Here is a 26,286-nt window from a genome sequence, read left to right on the forward strand (position 1 = left end):
TTCTATCGATTTACAAATTCCAGAACAGCGTCTGTAATAAACTTGATTTGCTCATCATCTAGCTCTGTATGCATAGGTAATGAGATACATTCCTTAACAAGTTGATTAGTCACTTTAAAATCATCTTCATTATATCGATCATCAGCATATGCTTTTTGAAGGTGCAGTGGTATTGGGTAATAAACACCACATGGAATGTCGTTTGCCTGTAAATGCTTCACCAGTTCATCACGGTTTGCATCTTTTATCACCAAAGTATATTGATGAAATACATGACAATCGCAACTATCACATACTAGTGGTGTAATGATTTTTTCATTGCTGGCAAAGGCAGCTGTATATTTTCTGGCAGCATCTCTACGGGCATTATTATAAGAGTCTAAATGCGGTAATTTTGCTCTTAAAACAGTTGCCTGCATGGAGTCTAGTCGCGAGTTTACACCTACCACGTCGTGGTGGTAACGTTCATACATACCGTGATTTACAACACCTCTAATGGTATGTGCTAGTTCATCATCATTTGTAAAGATAGCTCCACCGTCACCATAGCACCCCAAATTCTTAGATGGAAAAAAAGAAGTTGTTCCTACGTGACCAATAGTTCCTGTTTTGGATTTAGAACCGTCGCTATGCATGTAACTAGAACCTATCCCTTGAGCGTTATCTTCAATGACATAGAGGTTGTGCTCTTTGGCAATCGCCATAATTTCATCCATATTTGCCGCAAGTCCAAATAAATGTACAGGAACAATAGCTTTGGTCTTAGGAGTAATTGCTTTTTTAATCGCCTCAGTATCGATATTAAAATCAAACGGATTCACATCAACAAGTACTGGAGTCAAATTAAGTAACGCAATAACCTCTACCGTTGCTGCAAATGTAAAATCTGTAGTAATCACTTCATCACCAGGTTGCAGACCTAAACCCATCATCGCTATTTGCAACGCATCAGTCCCATTTGCACATGGAATAACGTGTTTTACATCTAAATAATCCTCTAGCTCTTTTTGAAAACTATGAACTTCTGGTCCATTAATGAAAGCTGTAGATTCGATAACACTCATCACGCCATTATTGACTTGATCTTTTATTTTTTCGTATTGACCTTTAAGGTCAACCATCTGAATTTTACGCATTTAAGAAAGATATTAATATCATCACGACTACTGTGATGAGTCTTGTAAAAATACGTAATAATCACGGGTCTTCCCAAGCGTAATTTTTATGTTATTTTTGATTAAAACCTATTAGATTGAAATTATTATACGACAGTCTTATTACCATTACTAAAGCCCTATTACCTATCGCTGGCGTTTTTAATAAAAAACTTCAACTAGGAGCTAAAGGTCGCGCTCATAGTTGGGATATATTAGATCAAAGTATTAAGAAAACGGTGCCTAAAATATGGGTGCACGCTGCTAGTCTAGGTGAGTTTGAACAAGTAGTTCCTGTATTAGAAAAATTAAATAGAGAAAACTATCAAATTGTCCTAACCTTCTTTTCACCAAGCGGTTATGAAAACAAAAAAAACACAACACTAGTAGATACCGTTTGTTATCTACCCATAGATACTACTGCTAACGCATCAAAATTTGTTGAGATTGTAGAGCCGTCACTAGCCATTATGGTGAAGTACGAATTCTGGCCCAATTATTTAAATGAGCTCAAAAAACGAGATATCGTGACCATCTTAGTTAGTGGAGTTTTTAGAGAAAACATGTCGTTTAACAAATGGTATGGGAGCTGGATGACTAAATACCTAAAAGCAATAAATCATTTCTTTTTACAAAATGAAGATTCTTATAGGAACCTTAACCGATTAGGCTATCATAATGCAAGAGTTAGCGGTGATACCCGATTTGATCGTGCGAGTCATCTTATTGAACGAGACAATCAACTCGATTTCTTAGATAGATTTATAGGTGATAAAAAATGTCTTGTAGTAGGTAGTAGCTGGCCAGAAGATATTCAAGTGCTACAAAAATGGCTCAGAGAAAACTATGAATCTGGTGATTGTAAAGTTGTTATTGCTCCGCATGAAACTGGATCAGATAAGATAAAACAACTTGTGGGACAGCTCGATGATGAACCTATACTATGGTCTTCTTTGAAGCGAAATCAAAAAACGTTGACGCCCAAAAGTGTTACCGCCTTACAACAAAGCAATATTTTAGTTATCGACACTATAGGTTTATTAACTAAGGTTTATAGTTATGCTACAATTGCCTATGTAGGTGGAGCGATGGGAACTAGCGGTTTACATAATATACTAGAGGCAGCTACCTATGGCGTGCCTGTTATCATAGGTAAGAACTATAAAAAATTTCCAGAAGCTGGTAAGTTGGAAGATTTAGGCGGATTATTTTCAGTATCAACGCCTGACGAGTTGATGGAAATTATGGATCAACTACTAACAGATGATTTCTTGAGAGATAAAACTGGAATGATTTGTGGACACTGGATTAATAGTAATACAGGTGCTACTCGAGAAGTGCTTAATTATTTAAAACAAATTGATGAAAAACTGGTTATTTCTTAGTGTATTAATATGTTCTTTAATCTCAACAGGTCAGGACATTACCATCAAAGATGCTACTTCTAAAAAAGGAGTTCCCTTTGCGACGATAAGTTTTGGTAATGGTAAGGGAACTTTTGCAGATGATGACGGTATTTTCAGATTTACTAAGAAGCTTTATAAAGACGTAGATTCTCTTTACATATCATCAATAGGCTATCAAGACCTAACTGTTGCAGCAAACTTGGTGAATACTGAAATACTATTGACTCAAGAAGCAGATCAATTAGAGGCTGTTATGCTTAGTGCAGAACTCAATGGTAAGTTCAAAAAGAAAAAGCAGAAACCCATAGCGCATGATAATTACTTTAATTGCTGGTTACCAACTGTAGAATCAGAAATCGCTGTTCGATTTAATAGAATAGACAATCAACCTACACGTATATCACAATTACAATTTCCTATTGTAAAGGAAGAAAGTCAAGTTAGTAAAAAAGGGAAGCTAAGAGCATTTTCTACCATGGTGAGAATTATGTTTTATGATGTTGAAAATGGACAGCCGTCACATCGCTCTTTTTATCCTAGTATAACCTATGTCATAACTGAAAAATCAGATGATATCGTAGAGATTGATATCGATCATTTAAATATTAATATTCCTAAAACAGGAATATTTGCTGCCATTCAAATTTTAGGATACACTACACCAGATGGTAAATTAATTAAAGCCAAAAAGTATAGAGAAATACAGACTGTAAGAGGTCTACAAAAAGTATCTACCACCTATAGACCTTTATTACCATTTACTAATGAGACAGAAGGAAAACAAACCTGGGTAAGACGTATTTTTTATAATAATAAAGAATGGGTTCCATTTGATCTTAATTACAACCCAAATTCTTCTCTAGTGCGCAGTGGTCATGATAATTATGGTATCGGCGCAGAGTTTAAGGTATTTTATAAAGAAGATTAAACTGTAACTGCTTTATTTAGATAAGCTCTAAAAGGTTTCATTTCTTTATAAACCTCAATACACTTTGCTTTAAAATCATCAGCTTGCACTTCATTTTGTGTTAAATCGTGTTGAACCGCAAATGTTTTTAATCGCAATAAGTCGATATGCTCATGATCTTGAGAGTATCCCTTAGGTGCTGTTTTTAAGGAATCGCCATCATTAATGATATGAAAAGTGTCTTTAAAAGACTTTTTATTGAGAATCTTTTTATAATCAGCTCCATTATAATCTATAGCATCCCTTAATGAGCTAAGAATTTCTTTTTTAGGTTTATAAAATCCACCAGCGATAAAAGATTCTCGTGTCCCTAGATGTATATAAAAATCACCTTGCTTCCCATTTGCAGCAAGGTCCATTCCAGCACCAAAATGATCTTTATAAACCGGTTTATTTGGGTGAAACATCAAATTATTATTAATACGATTAATCGCTTTACGACCTGGTGTATCATGATAATCCTTATCAACTTTAGCTAGTTCTGTATTCAATTCGTCTAGCCATTGGATATACCAGTTGCGCACCTCTAGATATTGTGACCTATTCTCATCCATCCAGTCTTTAGAATTGTTTTTTTGTAGGTCTCGTAAGAAATTATATAGTTTATAAAAACTCATGATTAATGTTCCATTAAGTTAGCGTGTTTATAAGTAGTTCGCTTTCGCGAAAGCGAATTACAAAAACCTCGAATTCTACACCTATTTTTTAAGCTGAGCAATCTCATCGCGCAAACTATCCAAGCCTTGTTTTAAAGAAATCATGGCTTCTTCACCTTCATGGACATCTAAATCAAAGCTCAACTTTGAATTTACTTCCCAAAGCTCTTTAATTTCAGAAATAGATTGTTCTATAACTGGATAATCTCTATTTAAAGAAATAAGGTTTACTAAATCACTTATCTCAGACTTGCGTAGTTTTTTTACAACAACCGTGTCTGCCGTTACCACCACATGTATGCGGTTATCATTTGCTTGTCTTACACTTTCTACTGCTTTACCCATTACCCATTCTGCAGGTTGTAATACAGGTAACATACTATCGCCGCGCACTTGAAAAGCTCTAAAACTACCTTCCTTATATTGAGGTAAAGGAATGCTAAAGGCAGGCAAATCTTGATACCAATCAGTATCTAGTACATTAGTAGCATAACCTGCACTGGCTTTTATAGGTACCATGATCATATTTTCTCGATCACTAGTATCCATGCTTATAATTTTAGGGGCTGTGCTCGAGGTGGTTTCTAAATGTTTATTATAACTATTGCCATATAACCATAATGGGTTTATATGAAACTGACGCAAGAGCTCGGTCACAATTTTACCAGTAATTTTCTTTTTACCTCGTTCAATATCTGCAGTTGTACTTCCTGCGTCAAGCAGTTCTGCAAACTCAGATTGGGTTTTCCCTAACTCTTCTCTTACTTTTTTAAAGCGTTGTGCCTCTATAGATATCTCTTGTGCCATAGAACAAATATAGGCCTTTTAGGAATAATTCCAATTTTAACATAGGATTATTTCCAAGTTATTGGAATTATTCCATATATTTGAAATGTAAAACGGAATGATTCTTGGAATATTTCCATAAAACAAAATATTATGTGTGGAAGAGCAACTATAATAACACCGCAAGAGCAATTAGAAAAGCGCTTTAATGCTGTCTTTAAAAACAATGTTCAATTGCCAGAGAATGTAAATATATCTGCTGGTGAGCAACTTCCTGTAATTACAAGTGAAGCTCCTGGTGAAATTCAACTATTTACTTATGGTTTTACACCACACTGGGCACATAAGCAAACCTACATGTTAAATGCCCGTAGTGAAGGCAGTAATAACATAGAAAATGAAATGGATTATAAGGGAACATTAGGAATATTTAATAAACCTATGTTCAGACATGCCATTAAATCTCAACGATGTTTAATTTTAGTAGATGCTTTTATTGAAGGCCCAAAGCAAGAGAAATTAAACAAGCCTTTTCTGGTTTATCCTAATCGTGATCGTGGCCCATTTGCTATAGCTGGTATACATGATTCATGGCAACATCCACTTACTGGAGAAATTCATCATACGGTAGCCATGGTTACTACAACGGCAAACAGATTAATCAACCGTATAGGTCATCATAGATCACCAGTAATTTTAAGTAAAGAAGATGAGCAACGCTGGATACAACCTGACTTAAGTATTACCGAGATTTCAAAGTTAATGAAGCCTTTTGACTCTAAAGGTTTTAATGCTTACCCTATATCTCAAAAGATTAAAAAACCAGATGCAAATGGTCTTGAATTATTAAAACCTACTGGCGAGAAATTATTTAAAGATTATGACCGCTGTTTATACGAGCGCCTTAAATATGCAGAGGACCATTCATTTACTATAAGGGAAGAACGTCTGGTAGAAGGAGATCAATTCATTTTATTTTAAAAATGTATCAGGATATGAACATAGAACTCATAAAAACAGAACTGACACAACGAGTAGAACAACTTATGGTGTCAAGAAAAACAGGACACCAAACAACTATGAAGGTAGTTTACAAAGTGAAATCTTGGTCAGATAAAATAGCCGAAACAGAAGACCTTATACATAAGGTGTATCACACACTAAATGAAGTACTGTCTCAAAATGGTATTCATTTTAAAAATGAAATTGAAAAAGAAGGCTTTGTAAGTTTTATGGAACCTACAGTAAATGATTTAGTTATTAAAAACATGACCGATTAATTAAACTGTAGACATAAATAAAAACGAGTTATAGCCTATAAACCTCACAGGAAAAATCTTGTGAGGTTTTTTGACCGCTTGTTTTAAGCAATGTGTAATTAAAACTGTCACACCACTTCAAAGAATAAAAGCTATGAGCGATAAACAAATCCTACATTTAGATCTCGACACTTTCTATGTTTCTGTAGAGAGAAAAATGGATGCACGTCTTACAAATCGTCCGATATTAGTAGGTGGAACTAGTGATCGTGGCGTTGTAGCAGCCTGTAGTTATGAAACTAGAGGTTATGGTGTCCATAGTGGTATGTCTATGAAACTAGCAAAACAACTATGCCCAGAAGCTGTGGTGATAAGAGGTAATGCTGGTATTTATTCAAAACACTCTGATGAGGTGACTGAAATTATCAAACAAGAAACTCCTCTTTTTGAAAAATCTAGTATTGATGAATTTTATGCAGATCTGTCTGGAACAGATCGCTTTTATGGATGTTATAAACTAGCAACAGCAATACGTAAAAAAATCATCGACGAGACTGGATTACCTATATCCTTTGGTCTATCTACAAACAAGGTGGTTTCAAAAATCGCGACAGGTGAGGCAAAACCAAACAGTCAACTTATGATTTCTGAAGGGACAGAAAAACTTTTTATAGCACCACTTTCAATAAAAAAAATACCACAAGTAGGTGATAAAACATATCAAACATTGAGACATCTAGGCATTAAACGTATCCACACCATTCAAGAAATGCCTGAAGAAATGATGATTAATGTACTAGGTAAAAATGGAGGCCTGATATGGCGACGTGCACAAGGAATAGATAACAGACCAGTCGTCGCATTTAATGAACGTAAATCTATTAGTACAGAGCGCACTTTTGATCGCGACACCATAGATATTAAAAAACTCAAATCCATTCTAATTGCCATGACAGAAAACCTAGCTTTTCAATTAAGGCGTGGTGATAAGTTAACTGGTTGCATTAATGTTAAAATAAAATACTCTGACTTTAACACGTATACTAAACAAATGCGCATCCCTTATTGCAGTGCAGATCATATTTTAATTCCACATATCATAGAAATCTTTGAAAAACTTTACAATCGTCGATTATTGATAAGATTAATAGGAATAAAGTTCTCTCACATTGTTAACGGTCACTATCAGATCAACCTCTTTGACGATAATGAAACCTCTATGAATTTATATAAAGCATTAGATAAAATAAGAGAAAAATATGGAGACAGGACTGTTATGAGAGCAGCTGGAATGGAATCAAGAACCATAGGCAGAATGTTAAATCCATTTAATGGGCTACCACCAGTAGTCCTAGCACATCGTAAACAATAAAATACTCAACTTGTATTTAAATAATCACACATATTACTCTTTGCGTTATGGCACTTTTAATGAGCAAGATCTCATTGAACTAGCCCTAGAAAATGGTGTGAAAACAATTGTCCTTACAGATATTAACAACACCAGCGCCTGTTTAAATTTTATAAGACTATGTGCACAACATCAACTACATGGCGTGCTGGGTATAGATTTCAGAAACAATCATCATCAACAATACGTTGGTATTGCAAAAAACAATGATGGGCTTCAAGAGCTTAATACTTTTCTATCGTATCATCTAGAAAATAAAATTCCATTTCCTTCAGAGCCACCAGCCTTTGATAATGTATACCTTATATATCCGTTTGATAAAGTAATAGAGCTTGATAAAGTTCGCTTTCGCGAAAGCGAATTCATAGGTATCTCTACAACCACATTACGTAAAATGCCATTTACTAGTTATGTAAACATGCTGGATAAAATGGTTGTGATGCAAACAGTAAGTTTTAGGTCTAAAAAAGACTATAACGCACATCGCCTATTGCGCTGTATAGACCTAAATATTCTTTTGAGTCAGCTACCAGAGTCGCAACAAGGTAATGTTGAGCAACAAATGATTCCAGTTTCTCAATTAAAAAAAGTTTTTAAAGAATATCCGATAATCCTTCAAAACACGACACAATTATTATCACAATGTCATGTCAGTTTCAATTTTGAAAACGCACAACTTAACGCAAATCAACAAGTCTACAGCACTAGTAAAGAAGCAGATTATGCAAAACTGAGAAAGTTAGCTTATGAAGGCATTAAGGATAGATACGGAGACAGAGAGGATAAGACAGTTGTTATTAAGCGCATAGAAAAAGAAATAGGTATAGTCCATAAAAAAGGTTTTGTTGCATATTTTTTAATCAACTGGCGCATCTGTGAATATGCTCGCAGTAAAGGATTTTTTTATGTAGGTCGTGGTAGTGGTGCAAATAGCATTTTAGCTTATTTACTTAAAATCACAGAGGTTGATCCGATAGAACTAGACCTATACTTTGAACGTTTTATTAATGACTATAGAACCAGTCCACCAGATTTTGATATCGATTTTGCATGGGACGACAGAGAAGATATTACACGCTTTATATTCAATGAATTTAATAATGTAGCGCTGCTAGCCACTTATAATACTTTTCAATATCGAGCAGTAGTAAGAGAATTAGGTAAAGTTTTTGGGTTGCCTAAAACAGATATAGATATGCTTACCACTGGTCATTTTCAACTAGAGCAACTAGATCAAATGCACCAACTGGTATTAAAATACAGTCATTTAATAAAAGGCATGCCTAATTATACAAGCATACACGCTGGCGGAATTTTAATCACGGAAAAACCTATTCATTACTACAGTGCTACCAGTTTACCGCCTAAAGGTTATCGTACGGTTCAATTTGATATGCACATTGCTGAAGATGCTGGGATTCACAAATTTGATATTCTAGCACAGCGTGGCCTAGGGAAAATACGTGATAGCATAGAGATCATTAAGTACAATCAACCCGATGCGACTATAGCAAATCTACAAACCGATGTGAAAAAATTTATGCTAGATCCAGAGATTAATAACATGATCTCACAAGCAAAATGCATAGGTTGTTTTTATATAGAATCACCAGCGATGAGAATGCTATTGAGCAAACTAGCCACTAATGATTATATAGGACTGGTTGCTGCAAGTTCTGTCATACGTCCAGGTGTAGCCCAAAGTGGTATGATGCGCGAGTTTATTTTGCGTACACGCTATCCTGAAAAGCGCAAAGAAGCACATCCCATTATGCAAGAAATAATGCCAGAAACTTATGGTATTATGGTCTATCAGGAAGACGTCATTAAGGTTGCTCACTACTATGCAAAGCTAGATCTTGCTGAGGCAGATGTATTGAGACGTGGAATGAGCGGAAAATATCGTTCTCGTGAAGAGTTTCAAAAGGTGGAACAAAAGTATTTTAAAAACTGTATCGATATAGGCCATGATCCTAAACAGACACAAGAAATTTGGAATCAAATTAAGAGTTTTGCTGGTTATGCTTTTGCAAAAGGCCATTCTGCATCGTATGCTGTAGAAAGTTACCAAAGCCTTTATCTTAAAAGATACTTTCCACTAGAGTATATGGTAGCCACATTAAATAATGGTGGTGGTTTTTACAGGCCTGAGCTCTATGTTCATGAAGCAAAGATGTGTGGTGCAACTATAGAATCACCGTGTGTTAACCATAGCGATATTGCTAATACTATAAAAGGAACTAGTATCTACCTGGGCTATAGCTATCTCAAAGAGCTAGAGAAAAAAACTATGATACGCATAATAGAGGCTCGTCATCTTAATGGAGTTTTTAAATCCTTAGAAGATTTCATAGATCGAGTACTCATAAGCATTGACCAATTAGCTCTTTTGATACGCATAGATGCTTTTAGATTTACAGGAATAGATCGCTATGAATTGTTATGGCACGCACATTTTAAATTAGATAAGTCACCTCAAAAGTATATACAGAATAAATTATTTGTTACTGAGCATCAGGAAGCAAGTATACCCAGATTACACACAACCGCTTTAGAGATGGCTTATGAACAAATAGAACTTCTAGGGTTTCCTTTGTGCTCTCATTTTGATTTACTGTTAGAGCCACCTCAAAATCATTACGGCCGTACAGAAATGATAGCACATCACAATAAAATGATATTAATGTATGGCTATGTTGTAAACATTAAAACCACTCATACTGCTAAAGGCAAGCGCATGCAGTTCGGTACGTTTTTAGACATTAACGGTGACTTTTTCGATACGGTTATGTTTCCTCCTGTGGCCTCTAAGATCAGCTTTCGCGGAAGCGGAATCTATAAAATATATGGTAAGGTGGTAGAAGAATTTGATTTCTTTTCTATTGAGGTACACAACATGCATAAGGCCGATTATATTCAAGATCCGAGGTATGCAGAAGAGAATCCCCAAACCATGCAACGTTTAGAAAAGCAATCCAACTTACGAGATCGTAGAATGGGAAATGGTAATGGGTATCGTAAGCTAGAATTACCTCTTGAAAAAATAAAAATACATCAACCTAGAGTATCGAGAAAATCAAGTAAAACTGATTGATTCTTATCTAATAATAAGAATAAAGCAATCATTATATAAAAGAGTTCAAATAAAAGTCTGAATAGTCTATACACATGAATTACGAGAGAATAAAAGAGAAATTAGAAATTCTAGCAGATGCTGCAAAATATGACGTGAGCTGCAGCAGTAGTGGAAGTAAAAGGCAAAATAAGAACAAAGGTCTAGGTGATTCAAGCGGTATGGGTATATGTCATACCTATACTGAAGATGGTCGCTGTGTATCATTACTCAAAATTTTATTGACCAACGTATGCATTTTTGATTGTGCCTATTGTGTGACTAGAAAGTCTAATGATATCAAACGTGCCGCTTTTACTGTACAAGAAGTGGTCGATCTTACTATTAATTTTTACCGCCGCAATTACATTGAAGGATTGTTTTTGAGTTCTGGAATTTTTAAAAGTCCTGATGCTACAATGGAAAGATTGATTAGAGTAGCAAAAAAGCTGAGAGAGGAAGAGAATTTCAATGGTTATATACATCTTAAGTCCATTCCAGGTACTAGCGATGAACTGATGCAAGAAGCTGGGTTATATGCAGATCGATTATCTGTAAATATTGAAATCCCAACTAAGGCTGGATTGAAACTACTAGCACCAGATAAAGATCATAAAGATTTTATTAAACCTATGAAAGCGGTTCAAAACTCTATTCAAATATATAAATCTGAAAAAAAACTTATTAAAAATACACCTATTTATGCTCCAGCTGGTCAAAGTACTCAAATGATAGTAGGTGCTACAGGTGAGAGTGATCGCGACATTATGTATAGCGCAAATTTCTTTTATAATAAGTTTCAAATGAAACGTGTTTACTATTCTGGATACATACCTGTGGCAAACGACTCTAGATTACCAGCAATAGGTACAGAGGTGCCCATGATGAGAGAAAATAGGCTTTACCAGACCGACTGGTTATTAAGATTTTATGGTTTTAATATTCAAGAAATATTAAATGAAACTCATCAAAATCTTGATATGGATATAGATCCTAAACTATCGTGGGCATTGCGCAACCTAGACCAATTCCCTATAGACATTAATAAAGCAGATAAAAGAATGATAGCTCGAGTGCCAGGAATAGGAATGCGATCTGTAGGTAAAATTATAAGTGCCAGAAGATATAGAAAACTAAATTGGCAACACTTGAAAGCAATAGGAATCTCTATGAATCGATCTAAATATTTCATGACCTGTGACTCACGCGATTTTGAGACTAGAGATCTTACTAGTTCTAAAATTAAAAACTTAATCATGCTTAACTCTAATAGTAAGTATCATAAAAACTTTAACAATCAACTCAATTTATTCTCATGACTACCACTTTATTATATGATGGTAGTTTAAATGGATTATTAACTACGATTTTTATCATCTATGATCATAAAATAAAATCACCTATTATTTCTAAAGCTTCCAAAACACAAAAAAATCTTTTTGACGGTATGGAGGTCATTACCACAGATATTGATAAAGCAAAACGAGTATGGAACCGTTTTGAATCTCTATGCGATTATAGAGACTCACATCAAGTCTATTGCGCTTTCTTAAGTGAAATAAATGGAATAGAAAATACTATATATGAATATATAAAATCTACTTTCCAAAAGCAAAAAACACCAAGCGGTGATTTCACTAACCCAAGTGTATTAAAAATTGCACAAGCAGCAAAGATGGTAGGTCGTGAAAAGCATCGAATGGAGGCATTTGTTAGGTTTCACTTAATAGATGAAAAAACCTACTATGCTAATATCGAACCAGACTTCAATGTTTTACCCTTAATTACAAAACATTTCAAAAACAGATATGCTGATCAAAATTGGGTCATATATGATTTGAGTCGGAACTATGGAATAAGCTACGATCAAAATATAGTACAAGAAGTTTATATAGACTTTAAAACTCCTAAAGGTCAACGAGGAATATTAAATACCACTGCTACTTCTAATAAGAACAATATTGAATTAACGACTGGTTTTCAAGAAAAAGAAAATAATTATAGAGATCTATGGAATCAATATTTTCAAAGTACCAATATAAAGTCAAGAAAAAACCTCAAACTACATGTGCAGCATGTTCCTAAAAGATATTGGAAATACCTAAGTGAAAAACTTTAAAGAACCTCTGATGATTTTTTGAAATCCAATTACGAAATCAACCATTCAACTTCAAATCATAGATGAAATCATACAACTAATCGATAAATAGCTATTTATAATTTAGAAATTAAGTTATTTAATCAAAAAGTATACATTTGTTTAATAAATCAATAAATCTACCTCAAAATGAAAAAATTATTTATCGGAGCGATGGCTCTTTCTCTTATGTTCGCAGTAGGATGTAGAGAAGTAGAAAAAGGAATGGAAGATGCTGCAAACGGCGTTGAAAATGCTGCAGATGCTGCAGGAGATGCTGCTGGCGATGCAATGGACGCTGCTGGTGACGCTGTAGAAAGTGCACAGGACGGTATTGAAAATGCTGGTGACGCAATTGAAAATGCTGCTGACAATGCAACTGGCGCTGCTAAAGAAGGGTTAGACAATGCAAAAGATGCTTTAGATGACGCTGGTGATGCTGTAGAAAGTGCTGCTGGTGACGTGAAAGATGCTGCTAACAAAGCCGTAGATGGAGCTAAAGACGCTGCTAACACTGCAGTTGATAACGCTGGTGATGCTGCTAAAGGTGCTGCAGATAAAGCGACTGAAGCTGGAAAGAAAATGATTGGAAAATAATCCACTTTCTCTTTAAAAAACAAAACCGCCTTTTAGGCGGTTTTTTTATACATCAATATTAAAGCTACTACCTTAAAAGCTCTACATAAATCAATTTCTAAAAAATTATTATAATAAAAAAGAGGCTACCTATTTCTAGATAACCTCTTTGTACTCGAGACGGGAGTACTAAGTATTAAAATTGAATATTTAGGTAACGGTCTGTGCACTATACAATTATGTTTAGTAACATCTAAAAACCAAATAGTTAAAACCTTAATGTTGAGGTAATAAGTAGAAACTAAAAGAAAAGAAAAGAAAGGTTTACGGGGCAAATATGGGGCGAAACGGGGCAAAAGGTTATATTTGTACTGTTCAATTAAAATACTTAGCACAATGGCAACCGTAAACTATTTAGTAAGGGGCAATTCAAACCCTACAAATATTACTCTACGTTTTAGACACTCTAACAAATTTGATATTTATTGCACTACGGATTATGCAATTAATCCTAGATACTGGAGCAATTCAAAAAAGCAAGTAACTAGTAAAGGCGATGTTGATCTAAACAATCTACAATCAAAATTAAACGAACTTAAAAATGCAATCATTAAGGAGTTCAACAATACAGAAATTCACAAGATTAATCGGAATTGGATAATAGATCAAATCAAAATATTCAAAGGGGAAAAAACACGTGGGCAAAAAAGAAGTGATTTAGTAATCGATTATATTCAACATGTAATTGACACAGCACCTATAAGGAAAAATCAAAAAGGAGGAGTTGGTCTAAGTGAAAGGCGTGTAAAGGGATATAACACATTACTAACTTTTATCAAAAACTACCAAAAGGATAATAATCTAAGAGTTAAAGACATTGACCAAGAATTTATTAATGAGTTCTTGTATTCTAATACAGTTAGTGCGCAAAAAACATACGCTCCTAGTTACATTCATAAACTTGCTGGAGATCTTGTAACAGTTTGTAAGGATGCTGCGATGCATAATATTGAAATAAGCAACAATCTATTAGGGATTAAAATATCTAAGCCAAAAAAAGGCTCTATTATATTTCTCAATGATGATGAATTAGAAAAGATTGAAAGTTTAGAACTTAAAACAGAGGGACTAATTAATGCTAGAAAGTGGTTACTCCTTGGTTGCCATATAGGGCAAAGACAGAGTGATTTATTGGTTAGAACAGAAAAGGATATTATCTACAGAAATGGTATTAAACTTTTAGAGTTCAGACAACAAAAAACACCAGTAACAATAACTATCCCAACCGTAGGTAAAATTGAAAAGCTGTTAAAAGATGGGTTTCCATATCAAATCACTAACCAAATATTCAATAATCATCTTAAAACGATAGGAGAGAAAGCACAGCTTAATGAATTATGTTATGGAGGAATTAGTACTGGTAAACACCAACCTTTAAAATATGGTGCTTATCCTAAGTATAAACTTTTAGCATCCCATGTATGCCGTAGATCATTTGCATCAAATTATTATGGTAAAATGCCTTTGCACTTGTTAATGCATATTACTGGACATAAATCGCAAAAAACATTTTTCAATTACATAGGCACAACCGCATCAAATTATTCTCAAGAAATAGCAAATCATTTCATAAGTATCGAGAAAAAAGCAATTGCCAAAAAAGAAAACGCACCACTAAAAGTCATAGCCAGTTAAAAATGAAATTCGATTTAATAAAGGAGTTTACGGCATATAAAAAAAAATTAGGCGCACTAGATTTTCTGATAGGTTTTAGTGAAAACTATCAACATGAACTTGATGAGATTAAGAAATATAACAATGATTATTTCAAATACTGTGAAGAGGTTTTATCTGATAGAATTTATCACGAAAATAATATTGAACCTTTATATTTTAAAGAGCTTGGGCGTATATTGTTAGAAATTAAAAAATACCTTATTCAAATTGAAAAAGTATTGATCGAGAAACATGTTGATCTTTTTAAAATCGATCACAAAGAAATTGATAGATTAAGGCTAGCAATTTTGAGTAATAGATTAAGTTTTGAATCGTTCTATAATTGGTCTAAAATAAGAATTGAAGATGTATTAGGTTATGATCTCGAAAATACAAATCCTGAAAAGAACTTGAAAGACTTTAATTCGACCTTAAAATGGAAAGGTACTCAAACTGACTTAGTGGAATTAGTCAAGTCATTAATTGAGAGTAAAAGTATTGAAGGAACACAAACCGAAACTTTGGATATGTTCTGTAAAATTCTAAACTTTAAAGTAAACAATCCAGATCAGAAGATTCAAGAAATTAAAACGAGAAAAGATCGTAAACCTATTTTTTTAGAAAGACTGAAAACTAGTCTTTTAGAAAGTTTTTAGCATCACCTGATGGCATTAGTATTGGAATAGTAGTAGAAATCGAGCGCAGTTTTGCATTGTAATATTTAAAACAATAGCATGAAAACAGCGTCGAGCAAAGTAGAGTTATACACTCGCAAAGAAGTAGCAGTCCTTTTTAATTGTTCACTTAGAACAATATACAACTGGAGTAAATCAGGGCGTTTGAAAGCGTACGGATTAGGCTCAAGGGTATTTTACAAAGTAGATGAGGTAAACGCATCATTAACCCCAAAATTTTAAGGTTATGAAAGCAACGTACCCAACACCAATAACAAACCAGTTCAAAGAAATCAATATAGGCAAGTATTTAGGTACTAAACATTTTGAACTGGAGTTGAGCAAAAATAATAAAGAGGTTATAAGCCATAAAATAAGAGTGGCGGTAAACCGATCCTTTGCTAAATCTTTACCAACTTATTGGCTTTCATTTAGACCTCAAAATAAATGGGAAAGTATCACTGGACTTTTCAAAACCTCAACACCATATTATTTTAAAGGAGATGCGTACAAAAAAAAGCATCTTTTAATTGCTCGAGTGGATGAGGTAAATAATACTGTAATACTATTCTACTTCAAAAATTTCTACAGTAAGGATGCAAAAACTATCAAAAGCATCATAGACAAGTTAAAATCAATCTATAACTAAAGGTTACAAACAGAAAAAGGACGGTTGTTCACACCGTCCTTTATTGTTCAATAGGTTACACTTAGCAACGTATCCTACACCTCAAAGATACTATACTTTGATTGATTTTATAAAAATATTCGTTTTTGATAAAGTGTTAATTGACCATGTTTCAAACTTGCCGTTTATTGAAAAAATAAATTATTCAAGATGGGTAAATATTGAAACAGGGCAAATTTTTGTAACACATACATTTAACTTAGAAGGATTAGTTTTCTACTGGGATGACTTCAAACTAACTATAATTATCAAACCTCACTACTACCATAACAACAACGTCCATAATGCAAACGATTTTACACCATCTCAATGTGTTAAAACACTTAACGGTATAGCTCAAAGGCTAGAACTTCAACACGCTTTAAAACGTCTTAAAATCGTAGGGCTCGAATATGGTGTTAATTTTGTAACTCCCTATTCAGATGTTGAAATAGTGAACGCAGTATATTATCATAGTACAAATCAATTCTATAATAATAAAGACCTTGCGTACAGTAAAGTGAGTTATAAACCTAGACCAGATGGCAAAGCAAACCAACACAAACAATACAAATTTTACTCAAAGGCAATACAACACCCTACACATTGCCAACCTAACACATTAAGAGCAGAAATAAAAAGTAACAGAAGTGCATTTATAAAACAACGTGGGATAAACAGTTTAAATGATCTATTAATTCTAGAAAACTACAACGCTTTGCGATCTAGTTTAATCAAAGAGACTAAGCAACTTTTATTTATTCATGAACAAGGTAACCTTAAGGGATTAACACGAAAACAAATAGCAAAAGCAAAGCGAATGAGTAACCCTATTTACTGGCAAAAATTACTTAAAAACAACCGTTCAAAGTTTGCACGCAAAAAACGAGAATATTTTAACATTTCAAACCGCACTTACCTCAACTATACGGATGCAGTTATAACAGGCGTTGACAACAAATTAAAAGAACTGTTTGAGATGAAAAGTGGGTTAATCTCTAGTATCCCTCTTACAAATAAAAGTGGTTTAACTTCTACTTATAGTATAGGCAGAGATTGCACCACTTCTAAGGTATGTATACTAACTGGTTTAGATATTTCCATGCAAAGACCATCTAGCAAATATCTTTCTATTACTGGATTAAAGTTTTTAGAAATAAATGATTTGCCAACTTTCTTAATATTAAAAAAGTCTTTATTGACAGGTCATGTGAACAAATTTGAAAAAGATATTTATTCAAAGATGAGTAAGCAAATACGTAATAGGGGTGGGTCTAGACCACCAGTAGATCGTAATCAATTTGGTATTTCATTTTAAGCAGTTGTAACTAGATAACAATCAATGATAATTTAAGTTAGAAGATAATTTAATATTCGTTCGTGTTTATATTAAGGTCTAACAATTTAATAGTGTTGTTCCTTAATTATAGTTAGGGTTACAATGGACTATTATGTAATTATGTCGTCATTAGTAATAGTATATAATCAATCAAGTGTTCTAAGTCCTAGTGCAAAAAAACCTATAACTTTCAATAAATTAATATGATTTAAAGGGTTAGGGGGCTTTATAAAAACGTTTCCCCTCACTATTATAGACTGGTATATCTAATACTAAGTATTCATAAATAATTAAATAGATATTACAGGAATTAGTTCTTTATAGCGTCGCTAATTGCCTGTCTAACTTCATCAGTATTTTCTGCTCCATTATTTTTTGCCTTATTTAATAATTCTAATGCCCTCAGTATTATAGCACTTTCTTTTTCTTCACTTTCTGCAATTAATTTCGCATAACATCTAGCACCAAATAGATAATAATCTGCAGAAGTAATACCTTCACGTCTCTTGTATAAACTTAATTCGAAATATGCCTGTGCTTGACGGTAGTTTTGTTCTTTGAATTCTTGTACTGATAATTCTAATAGTTTAATATGGATAGCATCTAAATCATCGACATACTTCATTATCTTTTCAAGACATTTATCTATACTTACTTTACACTCTTCGGACATAGATCCATTTGAATCAGCATCATGTATTGTTTCGTAAGTCTCTTGCTCAATTGGTTCGTTAGATTTTTTACCTTCTAAAAACCCTAAATTATATCCATCTGTATATGTGTCTTGACCGAGTGAGGGCATTGGCACCATCGGACTTAACGGAGGTGTACAATGAGATATTCCGTAACAGTAACCTTCTTCATAGCCTTTTTTATAACCTTCTTTAAATGTTTGAGATAACACTATTGCTGAGGTTAATAATAATAGTATTGTGAATAAATTTTTCATCTTGTCGTAACTGATCTATTATCAAATATATCAAATAACCAATAGAACGGTAGTTGTGTCAGTATTAGAGTATTTTCATTTTGCAACATGATTGATGCGCAAATAAAATCCTCTTAAAACTTCTTTCTATTAGATTGAAAGTACTAGTAAAAAGCAAAGGCATAACTCTACAAGATGTTTTAAATGATACTGGTATCTTAATCTCACGAATAAAATAAGACAAACGCGACATATGTATTTATACACTACCTAGACTTTGCATATACTTTGGCATATCATTAATTTTTTTAATGAACTCTTTGATTACTAACAAAAGAAAAAGTAGATAACCGTGATAGTTTAAGCAAAACTATTACAATTGAATAACATTAAAAGTCTAAATACAATTCAATACCAGTTAACAACTAGTGGTAAAATTATAAATTCAAAGTAGAACAAAAAAAATACACCTAACCAAAAGCTAGGTGTATCATGAGATAAACGAGTTATTAACTATAGTTTGTTCATAGCCAATAAAAATAGATACCTACAAAATTTTGATGTTCGAACAAACAGTTTAAATTTGTACTCGTTGAACAAAATAAACTTGTCCAAACATCTACTTATTAGATTCTCTAAGAACTAAAAGAATCAAAAGTAAAATAACATAAACGCTATTCATTTTCTAATCGTTTTAAATGGATTTTTAAGAAACCAGAAAGCCTCCAAGCATATTCTGGTTTTTCTTTACCCGACTTTCAGGCTTTTTGTTCGCAGTCATTGGGAACATTCAAATATGCCATTTTAAACACTTAAAGAGACTACTTTAACTTTTTCCTTTTAAACAAGTTATACACATCCGAATACCTTATTTGAAATGTTAAAAAAACTTAAAAATGTAATCTAAAATTTTGATTATCAAGTTTTTATATTTTCAACCTGTTTTATGAACCATATATAGAAACCGCACCATACAATCCCATATTTAGCCAACAACAACAGTTTTTTTATAAACTTTTTCCTACTTATTTTAATTAACGATAAGTCAAAAGTTATCCACGATTATCCAACAGCGCTTGTTTCTTTTTCTAACTTTTACAATGCATATTTATAAAATAGAATTGATGATATTACCTATAAATACAAAACAGAATTATTATATTTATATAGTTTTGTACAAAAAATTAATTGTCAAATCAATGATTCATGGCAGAATATTGTAAAAATTGCGCGCGAAAATTAAATTTGAGACCTGAACCATTACCATTACTTTGTGAGGGATGCAGCAAATGGATAACAACTTATAAAGTATTACCAACTCGCAATCTTTTTGATATATTATTAAACTTGTTTCGATGAATTTAAACAAAGATGATTTAGAAGTAGGCAATCAGTATGAAATAAAGCAGAAGTATCACGGAGATAAACCTCCTTATATTATGACCTTTAAAAGTGTTGGTGCTGCAAATGCATGTTTTGAAGGTAAGACACCTACAAAGAATTTTCATAGAACTTTTATATTGATAGACGATATACCCAAGTACGTTAAACCATTAAGTAAGAAACGTATTTAATGACTTTATATGAGTTTAAAATGCTGCAAGAACAACAGCAATACGATGTTGTATTAAACGGCTTAGGCGTTTACTTAGATAATCACATTAATGGACACCAACGCTATAACCTTTACGCAATAAATAGGTTTTTCGTTGAGGTTGAATACAACAGCACCACAAATAAGATAGTAAACCTCAGAGCGTTTAAAGCAGGTGATCTACTGGATAAATACAGCAATCTAAAGGGAATTATTTAATCTTAAGTATTCCTAAGATTGAAAACAGTTAGGAGCGAGAGTAAATACTATGAATAACTAAGAAAACACCTAACTAACAACCCCTAGATTACATCAAGGTTAAACATCTTAAATTCCCGCTTTTTAATTAATTACGGGGCAAATACGGGGCAAAATACAATAAAAAACAGGTTGTAATAAAAAAACCCTCTTATAATCAGTTGATTATAAAAGGGCTTAGTACTCGAGACGGGACTTGAACCCGTACGGGCATTACTACCCATTGGATTTTAAGTCCAACGTGTCTACCAATTCCACCACTCGAGCGATTGTGTCCACGACACATCATTGGTATTATTAAAATCTTTTTAAGAACAAACTTTAGAGCGAAAGACGGGATTTGAACCCGCGACCTCCACCTTGGCAAGGTGATGCTCTACCCCTGAGCTACTTTCGCAAAATTGAAAAACTCAAAAGCTTTTCAAAGCGAGTGCAAATTTAACAACTTTCCTTTATCTGCAAAGCGTTTCAATTAAAATTATTTGATAAAAATTATTTTCCTTGAAGCATACGTTTAATCTCGTTAAGTTTCATGAGTGCTTCTACTGGAGTAAGCGTATCTATATCAACCATAAGTATCTCTTCTTTAATGTTTTGCAACAAAGGGTCGTCTAGGTTGAAAAAACTCAATTGCAATTCTTCTTCTTGAGTATCCTGCAAAACTTTTTTAGAATCCTCTTGTTGATGACTCTTTTCAAGTCTTTTTAAAATTTTATTTGCTTTTTTAATGACTTGCTGTGGCATTCCTGCCATCTTTGCCACATGAATACCAAAACTATGATGACTACCTCCAGGTATAAGTTTTCGCATAAATAATACTTTATCCTTTAATTCCTTTACCTCAACATTAAAGTTCTTGATACGGTCGAACATTTCCGTCATCTCATTTAATTCATGATAATGAGTTGCAAAAAGAGTTTTAGGCATGTAAGGATGTTCATGTAAGTACTCAGTAATCGCCCAAGCTATAGAAATCCCATCGTAGGTGCTTGTTCCTCTTCCTATTTCATCTAGCAGCACTAAACTACTTTTACTAATGTTATTAAGTATGCTAGCACTTTCATTCATTTCTGTCATGAATGTAGATTCTCCTTGAGAAATATTATCACTTGCACCTACTCGAGTAAAAATTTTATCTACAATACCCATTTTAACATCTGTCGCAGGAACAAAACTTCCCATTTGTGCAAGTAGTACAATCAATGCTGTCTGTCTCAATATTGCCGACTTACCACTCATGTTAGGACCAGTAATCATTATGATTTGCTGTTGATCTCTATCTAATAAAACATCATTGGGTATATATGGCTTATCTGCAGGAAGCATCTTTTCAATTACGGGATGTCTACCACCTGTTATTTCTAAAGCGTCACCTTCTAATAGTTGCGGTCTAACATAATTGCTTTGGACAGCATGTGCAGCAAATGATATCAAACAATCTAATTGTCCAATTAATTGAGCATTATTTTGAATTACTTTTATAAAAGGCACTATTTCCTGAACTATTTTATCAAAAAGCTCTTGCTGAAGAGCGTTAATACGCTCTTCAGCTCCTAAAATTTTTGATTCATACTCCTTTAATTCCTCAGTAATATATCGCTCTGCATTAACCAGTGTTTGCTTTCTAATCCACTCTTCTGGAACTTTATCTTTGTGAGTATTTCTCACCTCAATATAATATCCAAATACGTTGTTACTAGCAATTTTTAAACTGGTTATACCAGTCTCTTCTGTGTGTCTTGCAAGCATGTTATCCAGATACTCCTTTCCACTATTAGCGAGACCTCTCAACTCGTCTAACTCACTATTATAACCAGCAGCGATGGTTCTACCCTTTAAAATATTTACAGGAGCTTCCTCATCTATAGACTCTTTAATTAATTGAGTCATGTGTGTACAAGCATTAAGACTATCCCCTAATACCTGTAAGGCTTTATTTCCAGAACTTTCAGCTATTTTTTTTACTGGCTCAATGGCCTCAAGACTATTTTTAAGTTGTACAACCTCTCGAGGACATATTTTCCCTACCGCAACTTTAGAAACTAACCTCTCTAAATCACTCATGCGTTTAAACTCAAGTTTAATCGCATTCAAAGTTTCTGCAGATTTTGTAAAAAACTCCACTATATCATGTCTTTTCTCTATCTGCTGTTTATTTTTTAATGGAAATGCTAACCATCTTTTCAACATACGACCACCCATTGCCGTTGTAGTTTGATCTATAATATCTATCAGAGTGACTGCTCCTGTACTTAATGCTTGATACAATTCAAGATTGCGCACAGTAAATCGATCCATCCACACATAATCCTCGTCTGCGATTCTAGAGATTCCAGCAATATGATCTACCTTGTTATGTTGGGTCTCTTCTAAGTAATGTAAGATTGCACCAGCAGAAATGATGGATTCTTCTAATTTTTCAATACCAAATCCCTTTAAAGAATTGATTTTAAAATGTTTTAATAACGATTCATGGGCAAAATCTATTTGGAACACCCAATCTTCTAAAAAGAAATACGGTAAATCATAAGGGAAGTCATTTTTTAATAGCGTCTTATCCTTACGATTAATTAATACCTCGCTAGGATTGAAGTTTTGCAACAGTTTATCAATTTCTTCTCTTGACCCTTGACTCACTAAAAATTCACCTGTAGAAATATCTAAAAACGCTACACCATAAATATTCTTATTTACAGATACAGCGGCTAAAAAGTTGTTGCTTTTGGACTGCAGCACCTCATCGTTAAGTGCTACACCAGGTGTGATTAACTCAGTAACACCTCTTTTTACTATCGTTTTAGTTTGTTTAGGATCTTCTAATTGATCGCAAATAGCAACTCGCTCACCTGCTTTTACTAATTTAGGTAAATAGGTATTCATAGAATGATGAGGGAAACCTGCTAGTTCAATAGGTTCTCCACCATTATTTCTACTGGTTAAAACAATATTTAAAATACGTGCAGTCTTAATTGCATCCTCTCCAAAGGTTTCATAAAAATCTCCAACACGGAAAAGCAACAACGCATCTGGATATTTAGTCTTTATCCTGTTGTACTGTTGCATTAATGGAGTGACCTTCTTAACCTTCTTTGACAAACCGTATACTTATGAGTGAGCATCAAAAATACGATTCTGTTACCGCTAGTTACGGCAATTCAAAGAGCATTTTTCAACAGCTTGTCAGTCTTATGGATTAGATGTTGTTTTAAAAATTAAAAGGTTGTTTTTATTACGCTTTCGCGAAAGCGCAATAAAAACAACCTCTACATCCTTACAACTATTTCCATGTATAATTTTTTAAGGCAGCTTTCTTTTTTACCGCATTTATCATGGCGCTTTCTAGACCATTTTCACCAGCATTTTGCGACTTTATATAAGCCTCTCTTTTCTCACTCAAATCTATAATACTCTTTTGTACGCTTTCTCTTTCCTTCTTTTTCACTAGAGTTATAGCCTTTATTTCCTCAATAGATTTATCTTTTAAATCTGCGTCTAGAGTTTTTTTATTTGCTAGAATTAAATCTTCTAGCATCTCTTCATCCTCTGCTGCATCAATTAAATCCCAAGCTGCATTATTATATACACTTTTTGATTTTACAACACTGCGATTTACATTTGCTGTTACAGATACACCAGCCGTTTGATTATCTATATAATTTTGTTGTGCAATTCTAGATTGACCTTGACTTCCGTAAGAAATATAAGTGCTGTTTAACTGTGAATTCAGCTGTAATATCTGGTCGTCATATGGTGTAGACACATATTGAGTTTGCTGATTATGATCAATTACCATATATTCTCCTTTCCCTAAAAAAGCAGCGTTTTTCCATTTCAAAGAGATTCCTGTTTGTGCATCACCACAGAATATAGTATTAACAGTAATATCTTTTTGAGAAGCATCTTTTATAACGTCATCTATAGAAGTATTGCCTTGAAGAAAAGATTCATTACCAGCTATAAATAACATCTTTAAATCTTGAGTACCATTGCGCCATTCTAGATTTTTAGTTGCGTGATTAATTACCGCACCACAATACTCATCACCACCATTGGTATCAAGGGCAAATAATTCTTTACTTATTAAATCTAGATCTGTAGAAAAAGGAACAATCTGCCTTAAAAAATCTTCTTGTTGTGGAATTGTAGTATTACCGTACTCATACAACGCGATTTCAATATTAGCCTGTACTTCATTACACTGCGCATAAGTCATTTTGTTTACCAGATTCCATAATTGAGTTTTAGCTTGATCTATTAATCCATTCATACTACCACTCGTATCTAGTAGTAATGCTATTTGAATAGTTGCTGGTTGAATAGGTTGAGAAGGCTTTCTCTCCAATAAAGCAACCTCTGGAATATTGTCATTTACAGGTTTTCCCATAGCTGCTCCATTACATGCAATGAATGTTATTAATACGGTAACTAGTAATATATTTTGAAAATTATTCATGGTTTTGCGTTTAAGAGTTAGGTAGTTGTTTGATGTCTACTGGACCTGTAGGCGATATGACATACACTTTAGGTTTAGGCTCTTTTACTGGTGCAACTGGTGCAATTGGCTTTGCAGGCTTAGGCACATATCGCAATGTTAAATCCATACCTAGTTGTATTACAGGTCTAGTAATAGCAGCATTTACGACAATATCATAACCAGAATGAGGAATAGGATCATAATAATATGAAATAGGTTTTTTAATACGTGTCACACCTTTTTTCTGTTTAAGTGCATCCATACTTATATTATTGGCTGCAACATAACTTTTATAGTGATCCTTAGGCATATGGTAATATTTTGCATCTGCCATATGGACATCATATTCAGCCATATCAAAACCCAATGCTGTATAGTATTCTTTCTTCTTTTTTACTTCGGCAAGTAGTTTAGTTTGTAGATCAGCATATATTGCCTCTAGGTTTTTCACATAATAATCTACTTTAACCAGATTATAAACCTCAGCACTGGCACATGCCGACAGTATTTTTTCAAAGTCGGCATCATCACGGTAAGAAATCAATAAATTTTGTTGTAATTCAAAACCGACCGGAACCTCTGTATATGTTTTACTAAAAAGCTTTTTAGTCACTTCTATTTCATACTGAGGCATAAAAGATATCATGTCAATAGCAAATTGACCATTGAAACCCTTACCTTTTAATTCAGCTTTAATGGCATTAATTTTATCACTCATTAACTGTGTGGTCTCATCAGCCGTCTCACCTACCTGGTTGATATTAAAAACTGCTGTGTAATCTGTTGCCTCAACGTTATAAAGACTGCGCAAGCTTAAGTTTAATATATTACTGGGTTGTAAAGTCACGCTTGCAGCCGGGCTGGTGTTATAACCTATCACTCTCGCATTACCCATATCTGCGGTTGCAATATTAGCTCTCGAGATTTCCATTTGCGAGGCTTGGTTATTAAAATTACCTAAATGCTGTGCACTCAAACTAAGTGCACAAAGGATTAAAAATGTCGTTGAGATGATTTTCATTTTGTTAGAATTTTAATCAAATCTACTGGGATGCTTTTCTTATAAATATGTCAAATGAGTGAAACCAGTATATGAATGAGTGTAATGGTATTTCTATCGAGTACACTTCTTAATTACCGGAATATATAAGCTCTAATCGGCTCATAAACGG

The 26,286-nt window shown here is 33.6% G+C and carries 23 protein-coding genes and 2 tRNA genes; 16 read left to right on the forward strand and 9 right to left on the reverse strand.

The window, feature by feature from the left end; translation table 11 throughout:
- Positions 1-2 precede the first annotated feature (2 nt).
- Complete coding sequence (locus tag ACJJVI_RS04495) at positions 3-1,136, reverse strand: DegT/DnrJ/EryC1/StrS family aminotransferase (RefSeq protein WP_317290322.1); 1,134 nt, start codon at positions 1,134-1,136, stop codon at positions 3-5.
- 116 nt (positions 1,137-1,252) lie between these two features.
- On the opposite strand from ACJJVI_RS04495, the gene ACJJVI_RS04500 reads away from it, so the two are divergent.
- Complete coding sequence (locus ACJJVI_RS04500) at positions 1,253-2,539, forward strand: 3-deoxy-D-manno-octulosonic acid transferase (protein ID WP_405350657.1); 1,287 nt, start codon at positions 1,253-1,255, stop codon at positions 2,537-2,539.
- Entirely contained in the window at positions 2,517-3,488 is a 972-nt protein-coding gene (locus ACJJVI_RS04505) for a carboxypeptidase-like regulatory domain-containing protein (RefSeq protein WP_405350659.1), read from the forward strand. Before ACJJVI_RS04500 ends, ACJJVI_RS04505 begins: the two co-directional genes overlap by 23 nt.
- Here ACJJVI_RS04505 and ACJJVI_RS04510 read toward each other — a convergent pair.
- Both ACJJVI_RS04510 and ACJJVI_RS04515 read right to left on the reverse strand, forming a co-directional pair.
- Positions 3,485-4,144: a DUF2461 domain-containing protein gene (locus ACJJVI_RS04510; RefSeq protein ID WP_036583787.1), complete on the reverse strand. Its 660-nt coding sequence runs from the start codon at positions 4,142-4,144 to the stop codon at positions 3,485-3,487. The genes ACJJVI_RS04505 and ACJJVI_RS04510 overlap by 4 nt on opposite strands.
- An 81-nt stretch (positions 4,145-4,225) precedes the next feature.
- On the reverse strand, positions 4,226-4,990 hold the full coding sequence (locus ACJJVI_RS04515) for a LexA family transcriptional regulator (protein ID WP_036583784.1): 765 nt from the start codon (positions 4,988-4,990) through the stop codon (positions 4,226-4,228).
- Positions 4,991-5,122: 132 nt separating this feature from the next.
- On the opposite strand from ACJJVI_RS04515, the gene ACJJVI_RS04520 reads away from it, so the two are divergent.
- The 12 genes from ACJJVI_RS04520 (at position 5,123) to ACJJVI_RS04575 (ending at position 17,839) form a co-directional block, all read left to right on the forward strand.
- Entirely contained in the window at positions 5,123-5,950 is an 828-nt protein-coding gene (locus ACJJVI_RS04520) for an SOS response-associated peptidase (protein WP_036583781.1), read from the forward strand.
- 14 nt (positions 5,951-5,964) lie between these two features.
- The gene (locus tag ACJJVI_RS04525; RefSeq protein WP_036585279.1) at positions 5,965-6,249 is read left to right on the forward strand and encodes a hypothetical protein; all 285 of its coding nucleotides are present in this window, start codon (positions 5,965-5,967) and stop codon (positions 6,247-6,249) included.
- 133 nt (positions 6,250-6,382) lie between these two features.
- Complete coding sequence (gene dinB / locus ACJJVI_RS04530) at positions 6,383-7,600, forward strand: DNA polymerase IV (protein WP_036585273.1); 1,218 nt, start codon at positions 6,383-6,385, stop codon at positions 7,598-7,600.
- Positions 7,601-7,610: 10 nt separating this feature from the next.
- A complete protein-coding gene (locus ACJJVI_RS04535; protein ID WP_405350666.1) occupies positions 7,611-10,733 on the forward strand; it encodes a DNA polymerase III subunit alpha in 3,123 nt (1,040 codons plus the stop codon).
- A gap of 74 nt (positions 10,734-10,807) precedes the next feature.
- A complete protein-coding gene (locus ACJJVI_RS04540; RefSeq protein WP_042268999.1) occupies positions 10,808-12,070 on the forward strand; it encodes a putative DNA modification/repair radical SAM protein in 1,263 nt (420 codons plus the stop codon).
- On the forward strand, positions 12,067-12,870 hold the full coding sequence (locus tag ACJJVI_RS04545) for a TIGR03915 family putative DNA repair protein (protein ID WP_042269001.1): 804 nt from the start codon (positions 12,067-12,069) through the stop codon (positions 12,868-12,870). Before ACJJVI_RS04540 ends, ACJJVI_RS04545 begins: the two co-directional genes overlap by 4 nt.
- 168 nt (positions 12,871-13,038) lie before the next feature.
- Positions 13,039-13,485, forward strand: a complete 447-nt coding sequence (locus ACJJVI_RS04550; protein WP_042244752.1) for a hypothetical protein — start codon at positions 13,039-13,041, stop codon at positions 13,483-13,485.
- Between the two features lie 375 nt (positions 13,486-13,860).
- The gene (locus ACJJVI_RS04555; RefSeq protein WP_405350671.1) at positions 13,861-15,159 is read left to right on the forward strand and encodes a hypothetical protein; all 1,299 of its coding nucleotides are present in this window, start codon (positions 13,861-13,863) and stop codon (positions 15,157-15,159) included.
- 2 nt (positions 15,160-15,161) lie between these two features.
- Positions 15,162-15,836, forward strand: coding sequence for an RteC domain-containing protein (locus ACJJVI_RS04560; protein ID WP_405350674.1), 675 nt, complete (start codon positions 15,162-15,164; stop codon positions 15,834-15,836).
- 78 nt (positions 15,837-15,914) lie between these two features.
- On the forward strand, positions 15,915-16,097 hold the full coding sequence (locus ACJJVI_RS04565) for a helix-turn-helix domain-containing protein (protein ID WP_405350677.1): 183 nt from the start codon (positions 15,915-15,917) through the stop codon (positions 16,095-16,097).
- Between the two features lie 4 nt (positions 16,098-16,101).
- Complete coding sequence (locus ACJJVI_RS04570) at positions 16,102-16,503, forward strand: hypothetical protein (RefSeq protein ID WP_405350679.1); 402 nt, start codon at positions 16,102-16,104, stop codon at positions 16,501-16,503.
- 97 nt (positions 16,504-16,600) lie between these two features.
- Positions 16,601-17,839, forward strand: a complete 1,239-nt coding sequence (locus tag ACJJVI_RS04575) for a hypothetical protein (RefSeq protein WP_405350682.1) — start codon at positions 16,601-16,603, stop codon at positions 17,837-17,839.
- A gap of 331 nt (positions 17,840-18,170) precedes the next feature.
- Here ACJJVI_RS04575 and ACJJVI_RS04580 read toward each other — a convergent pair whose 3' ends face one another.
- Positions 18,171-18,809: a hypothetical protein gene (locus ACJJVI_RS04580; protein WP_405350685.1), complete on the reverse strand. Its 639-nt coding sequence runs from the start codon at positions 18,807-18,809 to the stop codon at positions 18,171-18,173.
- A gap of 1,334 nt (positions 18,810-20,143) precedes the next feature.
- Here ACJJVI_RS04580 and ACJJVI_RS04585 point away from each other — a divergent pair.
- Together ACJJVI_RS04585 and ACJJVI_RS04590 are read left to right on the forward strand one after the other, a co-directional pair.
- A complete protein-coding gene (locus ACJJVI_RS04585; protein ID WP_405350687.1) occupies positions 20,144-20,362 on the forward strand; it encodes a hypothetical protein in 219 nt (72 codons plus the stop codon).
- Positions 20,363-20,382: 20 nt separating this feature from the next.
- On the forward strand, positions 20,383-20,601 hold the full coding sequence (locus ACJJVI_RS04590; RefSeq protein ID WP_405350689.1) for a hypothetical protein: 219 nt from the start codon (positions 20,383-20,385) through the stop codon (positions 20,599-20,601).
- Positions 20,602-20,821: 220 nt separating this feature from the next.
- Here the strand turns inward: ACJJVI_RS04590 and ACJJVI_RS04595 are convergent.
- The 5 genes from ACJJVI_RS04595 to ACJJVI_RS04615 form a co-directional block, all read right to left on the reverse strand.
- Positions 20,822-20,907: transfer RNA gene (locus ACJJVI_RS04595), tRNA-Leu, on the reverse strand.
- Positions 20,908-20,965: 58 nt separating this feature from the next.
- A tRNA-Gly gene (locus ACJJVI_RS04600) sits at positions 20,966-21,037 on the reverse strand.
- Positions 21,038-21,132: 95 nt separating this feature from the next.
- Positions 21,133-23,736 carry a DNA mismatch repair protein MutS gene (gene mutS, locus ACJJVI_RS04605; protein WP_405350692.1) on the reverse strand — a complete coding sequence of 868 codons (2,604 nt, stop codon included), beginning with the start codon at positions 23,734-23,736 and terminating at the stop codon, positions 21,133-21,135.
- Between the two features lie 181 nt (positions 23,737-23,917).
- On the reverse strand, positions 23,918-25,093 hold the full coding sequence (locus ACJJVI_RS04610; protein ID WP_405350695.1) for a vWA domain-containing protein: 1,176 nt from the start codon (positions 25,091-25,093) through the stop codon (positions 23,918-23,920).
- A gap of 10 nt (positions 25,094-25,103) precedes the next feature.
- A complete protein-coding gene (locus ACJJVI_RS04615; protein WP_042244759.1) occupies positions 25,104-26,135 on the reverse strand; it encodes an SIMPL domain-containing protein in 1,032 nt (343 codons plus the stop codon).
- Between the last annotated feature and the right edge of the window lie 151 nt (positions 26,136-26,286).

The sequence above is a fragment of the Nonlabens sp. Asnod3-H03 genome, from assembly GCF_045063665.1.
In the GTDB taxonomy this organism is placed as follows: domain Bacteria; phylum Bacteroidota; class Bacteroidia; order Flavobacteriales; family Flavobacteriaceae; genus Nonlabens; species Nonlabens ulvanivorans.

What these genes read in the sequence shown, in the direction of transcription:
- ACJJVI_RS04570 (WP_405350679.1), top strand. Translation starts at nt 16,102, where the DNA reads ATGAAAGCAACGTACCCAACACCAATAACAAACCAGTTCAAAGAAATC.
- ACJJVI_RS04515 (WP_036583784.1), bottom strand. Translation starts at nt 4,990, where the DNA reads ATGGCACAAGAGATATCTATAGAGGCACAACGCTTTAAAAAAGTAAGA.
- ACJJVI_RS04555 (WP_405350671.1), top strand. Translation starts at nt 13,861, where the DNA reads ATGGCAACCGTAAACTATTTAGTAAGGGGCAATTCAAACCCTACAAAT.
- ACJJVI_RS04495 (WP_317290322.1), bottom strand. Translation starts at nt 1,136, where the DNA reads ATGCGTAAAATTCAGATGGTTGACCTTAAAGGTCAATACGAAAAAATA.
- ACJJVI_RS04520 (WP_036583781.1), top strand. Translation starts at nt 5,123, where the DNA reads ATGTGTGGAAGAGCAACTATAATAACACCGCAAGAGCAATTAGAAAAG.
- ACJJVI_RS04585 (WP_405350687.1), top strand. Translation starts at nt 20,144, where the DNA reads ATGAATTTAAACAAAGATGATTTAGAAGTAGGCAATCAGTATGAAATA.
- ACJJVI_RS04505 (WP_405350659.1), top strand. Translation starts at nt 2,517, where the DNA reads ATGAAAAACTGGTTATTTCTTAGTGTATTAATATGTTCTTTAATCTCA.
- dinB (WP_036585273.1), top strand. Translation starts at nt 6,383, where the DNA reads ATGAGCGATAAACAAATCCTACATTTAGATCTCGACACTTTCTATGTT.
- ACJJVI_RS04615 (WP_042244759.1), bottom strand. Translation starts at nt 26,135, where the DNA reads ATGAAAATCATCTCAACGACATTTTTAATCCTTTGTGCACTTAGTTTG.
- ACJJVI_RS04590 (WP_405350689.1), top strand. Translation starts at nt 20,383, where the DNA reads ATGCTGCAAGAACAACAGCAATACGATGTTGTATTAAACGGCTTAGGC.
- ACJJVI_RS04610 (WP_405350695.1), bottom strand. Translation starts at nt 25,093, where the DNA reads ATGAATAATTTTCAAAATATATTACTAGTTACCGTATTAATAACATTC.
- ACJJVI_RS04565 (WP_405350677.1), top strand. Translation starts at nt 15,915, where the DNA reads ATGAAAACAGCGTCGAGCAAAGTAGAGTTATACACTCGCAAAGAAGTA.
- ACJJVI_RS04550 (WP_042244752.1), top strand. Translation starts at nt 13,039, where the DNA reads ATGAAAAAATTATTTATCGGAGCGATGGCTCTTTCTCTTATGTTCGCA.
- ACJJVI_RS04510 (WP_036583787.1), bottom strand. Translation starts at nt 4,144, where the DNA reads ATGAGTTTTTATAAACTATATAATTTCTTACGAGACCTACAAAAAAAC.
- ACJJVI_RS04560 (WP_405350674.1), top strand. Translation starts at nt 15,162, where the DNA reads ATGAAATTCGATTTAATAAAGGAGTTTACGGCATATAAAAAAAAATTA.
- ACJJVI_RS04545 (WP_042269001.1), top strand. Translation starts at nt 12,067, where the DNA reads ATGACTACCACTTTATTATATGATGGTAGTTTAAATGGATTATTAACT.
- ACJJVI_RS04525 (WP_036585279.1), top strand. Translation starts at nt 5,965, where the DNA reads ATGAACATAGAACTCATAAAAACAGAACTGACACAACGAGTAGAACAA.
- ACJJVI_RS04540 (WP_042268999.1), top strand. Translation starts at nt 10,808, where the DNA reads ATGAATTACGAGAGAATAAAAGAGAAATTAGAAATTCTAGCAGATGCT.
- ACJJVI_RS04580 (WP_405350685.1), bottom strand. Translation starts at nt 18,809, where the DNA reads ATGAAAAATTTATTCACAATACTATTATTATTAACCTCAGCAATAGTG.